Raw genomic sequence first — 5,004 nt, forward strand, 5'->3', positions numbered from 1 at the left:
GTGAAACTTGACCGGTCGGGTGAGCTACCTCTTTAGAGGTAGGCCCGGTGTTACCCATATCGTTAATCCGTACCACTCCTGTTTTTATTAGTTGAATGAATCCCACCCGCATGCGGGTGGGTTACCGGTCCTTTAATAAACTGGAAGCGTGGAGAGAATAATATATGGCCTGGTTGCTTATGTGTTAAATCAACACCAGGATATGCCTGTTTGCCAAGGCACACAATTGAGTTGACAGAATCGCAAAATCGGCAGAGGATAATTGAATTGACATTCCGTTTCACAGGGCTATATTTAGAGATTAAATGTTTTTAGCGGAGTAGTTTATGCGTGCACTTATTACCGGGATAACCGGACAGGACGGTTCCTATCTGGCCGAATTTCTTCTGGATAAAGGCTATCAAGTCTACGGCATGATCCGCCGTGCCTCCACCGAGAATTTTGAAAGAATCAATCATATCCGTGACAAAATCAGCCTCGAACAGGGCGATTTGCTCGACCAGAATTCGCTCAATACGATCATATCCGGGGTCGCTCCGGATGAGGTTTACAATCTTGCGGCGCAGTCATTTGTGCCGACATCATGGAATCAACCCGGGCTGACCGCTGAATTCAATGCTGTCGGCGTGACCCGTCTTTTGGAAGCGATCCGCCAGATAAATCCGAAAATCAAATATTACCAGGCATCATCGTCGGAGATGTTCGGCAAGGTGCAGGAAGTGCCGCAGACCGAAAAAACCCCGTTTTATCCCCGTTCTCCCTATGGTGTCGCCAAGGCATATGCGCACTGGATCACGGTCAATTACCGTGAATCCTACAATATGTTTGCCTGCTCGGGGATCCTTTTCAACCATGAATCTCCGCGCCGGGGACTGGAGTTCGTGACCAGAAAGATTTCGGACGGTGTGGCCAGAATCAAGCTCGGATTAGCCGACAAACTGCTTCTGGGCAATCTCGAAGCCAAACGCGACTGGGGCTTTGCCGGTGATTATGTTGAGGCGATGTGGCTCATGCTTCAGCAGGATGAACCGGATAATTACGTCATCTCTACCGGTGAAACTCATTCGGTGCGCGAATTTGCCGACCTCGCATTTTCCCATGTGGGATTAAATTACAAGGATTATGTCGGTGTCGATGAGCGCTTTATGCGTCCGGCGGAAGTCGATGCTTTAATCGGTGACTCGTCCTTCGCCAAGCAGAAACTGAACTGGACACCGAGGACAACATTTAAGGGCCTGGTCGAGATAATGGTCGACGAGGATATGAAGCGTCTGCAGGAGGCAGGAAAGGCTTAATGAGGGTTTTTGTGACGGGCGTTTCCGGTTTCGCGGGATCTTTTCTGGCCCGTGAAATGCTCGAAAAGGGGCACGATGTATCCGGGACTTATCTGCCGCAAGAGAGTCTCGACCGGATCGATACGCTCAAAAAAGATCTCGGGCTGTATTCTCTCGACCTCACAAAACCAAAAATACTCAACACTATCCTGAAAAAGGAAAACCCGGAATACATAGTTCACCTGGCGGCGCAGTCGTCGGTGGGGCGGTCGTTTAAGTATCCACAGGAGACCTACGACATAAATTTCTACGGCACCTATCACCTGATCGAATCCGCCCTGAATAACTGCGATTTGCAAAAATTTGTGCTGGTGTCTTCGGCCGATGTCTGCGGGGTGGTCAAAAAAAAGGATATGCCCCTTTCGCCCGATCATCCTCCCAAACCGGTTTCACCCTATGGTCTATCGAAGGCGGCCTGCGAGATGCTGGCCTGGCAGTATTTCAAAAAGCAGGATTTCCCGGCAGTCGTGATTCGCGCTTTCAACCACAGCGGACCCGGCCAGGAAAGAGGCTTCGTGATACCCGATTTCTGCAGTCAGATCGCCGCTTTGGAAAGAAAACGGGGTCCCAAAAAGATGCGTGTCGGCAACCTTAGTGCAAAGCGGGATATCTCCGATGTGCGCGATATCGTCGTCGGTTACCGTCTCGCTTTAGAATGTGGAAAGCCGGGAAAAACCTACAACCTGTGCGCTGGCAGGGCGTACCGTATCGAAACCCTGTTGAAGAAACTTTTGAGGTTTGCTGACGCGGATATTCAAGTTGAAACTGACCCGAAGCTGTCCCGGCCCTCCGAGGTGCCTGTCCTGACAGGAGATATTTCCAAGACAGAAAAGCAGTTAGGGTATAAATTAAATTATCAAATTGACGATACATTAAAAGACTGCCTGAATTATTATCGATCTTTTCAAGGAGGAACACATGGTCGAGCTTCAGGATAAAATCAAAGACAAAACCGCGCAGGTGGGTATCATCGGACTGGGCTATGTCGGCCTCCCGCTGGCGGTGGAATTCGCCCAGAAGGGCTTCAATGTCATCGGATTCGATATATCCAAGAAGAAGGTCAATTTGATCAATTCGGGCAAATCGGATATCGGCGATGTCGCCAGTGAATCCGTAAAGATTTTGATAGCCTCCAAGATGTTGTCCGCCACCGATGATTTCGCGCAACTCAAGAAATGTGACTGCGTGGCGATCTGTGTACCCACACCGCTTTCCAAGACCAAGGATCCGGATGTCAAGTACATACTCGACGCTGTCCAGGAGCTTCAGGAATTTCTGCATGAGGGGATGCTGGTGGTGCTGGAGTCGACGACCTATCCGGGTACCACGGAAGAGCTTATCCTGCCTTCACTGGAATCGACCGGACTCAAGGTCGGCAAGGATTTCTACCTGGCGTTTTCCCCTGAGAGAATCGATCCTGGCAACAAGCAGTATAAAACCACTAATACCGCCCGTGTGGTCGGAGGGGTGACCGCCAAGTGCCGCAAGGTGGCAAAGGAATTCTACGGCAGTATCGTCGATAATGTCCATGTGGTCAGCTCCACCAAGGGGGCCGAGATGGTCAAACTGCTGGAGAATACCTTCCGCTCGGTCAATATCGCCATGGTCAATGAGATGGCGGTCATGTGCGATCGTCTCGGGCTGGATGTGTGGGAGATAATTGATGCCGCGGCCACCAAGCCGTTCGGGTTCATGCCTTTCTATCCCGGTCCCGGGCTGGGCGGGCACTGTATCCCGATCGATCCGCATTACCTCTCATGGAAACTGAAATCGCTCAATTACTACGCCCGCTTCATAGAGCTGGCGGGAGAGATCAACTCGCAAATGCCGGAATATGTTGTTGACCGTGTGGCTTTGCAGTTGAACGAAAACGGTATCCCGCTCAAAGGCACAAAGGTGTTGATTCTGGGTGTGACATACAAGAAAGATATCTCGGATGTGCGCGAGTCGCCGGCCCTGGATGTGATCCGGCTTTTGCAAAAGCGTGAGGCCAAGGTGGCTTATAATGATCCCTATGTGCCCAAGCTCAAGTTCGACAGCGGTGCTGATATGCAGTCGGTCGAGCTGACCGAGGAGCTCTTGCAATCGGCTCAGATGACGATCATTTTGACTAATCATTCCGATTATGATTACAAGATGATCGTGGAGCATTCCAATCTGATCTTCGACACCCGCAATGCCACCGGCGATATCAAAGGCGCTAAATCCAAGATCTCCAAATTGTAGATTAAATTGATATGAGGTCTATATGAGGCAGTATCATTGTGGTACTGCCTTTTTTTATGATTCTATGTGAACCTCAAGTCAGAAGCGTACCGTAAGGAATCTTACCTTACTGTTTGTAAATTCGTTTGGGTGACCCGCCCGTATCCGGTTGCGTTTCTTGTCAGGCACACAGGGCGTCTGACCTGCATGAGAACAAACAAAAAGACAGGCTGTCTCGTCCGTGAGACAGCCTGCCTTTGCAATGTGAATCTATAATCAACAGGTGTGATGTTGAGTTGATTTAGCGCGCACCCGCGCAGTTGCTATTTCCGCAACCCGCTTCGACGGGTAACGGCCGTAAACTTCTTTTCGAACCTGTCCAATCAAGAATTCAGCCAACTTGGTATCATCAGAAAACTTCTTGCTGTCGATTTCGTTGAGCTTTTTACAGGCTGTTTGTGCGACTTCATCTTCTGATAACGGTGTCAGCTTCAAATACTCGAAAGCCTCATCCAGCTTAATCTGTTTGCCATTGGAGGCCAGATAATTCAAGACCACGAAAACCGCTTCATCCGGCAAACCTTTTTCTTTGATCTTCTTGAACAGGTCGATTAAAAATTCATCGTGGATGAAGGTCAGGTCGGCCCCGTTGCGCCTCAAATCTTTAAGGTGATATTCAAATAACTGAGCTAAAAACTTTGGAGAAACCGGCACCTTATCCAGTAACCGGTCGAACATCAAAGCGTAGCGCGACCTTCCCAGCGAATAGACCATGTGCTCCGATAATCCCATTTTTTTCCAGCGTTGATCGCGGTTGTACGACGGGTCCGGGGTGACCTTTTTCAATTTCTCCAGCCTCTCGGGTGTGATCGCCACTGGCGGAGAATCGGTATCCGGATACATCCTGTCCGCCCCCGGAAGAATCCGCTCGAAATCGGTGATCCCCGCGCCTATATGCTGACGGGTTTCATTGGGCACTCCGCCACAGGCCTCGACCGCGCGAATCTTGATTTCGGAAAGCGCGGTGTTGACATCTTGTGCGGGGCCCCAGGCAATCACTACCGCGTCAGTATGACGCAGGTTGAATTCATCCTTGATCCGGTTGCAGACAGATTGTGGCAAACCGGCGCAACTGACATCATCGGAATGAATCAAATTCGGATATTTATCGAGGCAGGCAATCACCTTGACCCTTCCAGCCAGCTCATCGGCAAAATCTTTTCCCGGCTGAGTCTTGTAATTCAGGATACCGGCGAAGCGTTCCAGCATGATCCCGCCAACTTTTCCGCCTTCGGCAAGCGCTTCGGAGATTCCGGGATGATCGGTATTTTTAAATATGTCGCTCAAATCCTTTTTTTCGGCATGGATTGTATCGGATGAAATCCCGCGGACACCGAGATCTTTTTTTATCTCGAGCAGGGCTTTTTGCCGGAGTGCTTCGATTTCTGTCAGGCGCTTGATATAA

At 50.0% G+C, this 5,004-nt stretch carries 4 protein-coding genes; 3 read left to right on the top strand and 1 reads right to left on the bottom strand.

What is annotated here, in order from left to right; genetic code table 11:
• Positions 1-326: 326 nt before the first annotated feature.
• Genes gmd through GF404_13320 form a run of 3 tightly spaced genes read left to right on the top strand, consistent with a single transcriptional unit; the run spans position 327 to position 3,560 of the window.
• Positions 327-1,295, top strand: a complete 969-nt coding sequence (gene gmd, locus GF404_13310) for a GDP-mannose 4,6-dehydratase (GenBank protein ID MBD3383157.1) — start codon at positions 327-329, stop codon at positions 1,293-1,295.
• Entirely contained in the window at positions 1,295-2,272 is a 978-nt protein-coding gene (locus GF404_13315) for an NAD-dependent epimerase/dehydratase family protein (protein ID MBD3383158.1), read from the top strand. Before gmd ends, GF404_13315 begins: the two co-directional genes overlap by 1 nt.
• Complete coding sequence (locus tag GF404_13320; GenBank protein ID MBD3383159.1) at positions 2,253-3,560, top strand: nucleotide sugar dehydrogenase; 1,308 nt, start codon at positions 2,253-2,255, stop codon at positions 3,558-3,560. Before GF404_13315 ends, GF404_13320 begins: the two co-directional genes overlap by 20 nt.
• 255 nt (positions 3,561-3,815) lie before the next feature.
• On the opposite strand, the gene GF404_13325 is transcribed toward GF404_13320, so the two are convergent.
• Positions 3,816-5,004, bottom strand: a 1,189-nt coding sequence (locus GF404_13325) for a hypothetical protein (protein MBD3383160.1), incomplete at its 5' end; no start/stop codon positions are given.

This window comes from Candidatus Zixiibacteriota bacterium (assembly GCA_014728145.1).
GTDB lineage: Bacteria > Zixibacteria > MSB-5A5 > JAABVY01 > JAABVY01 > WJMC01.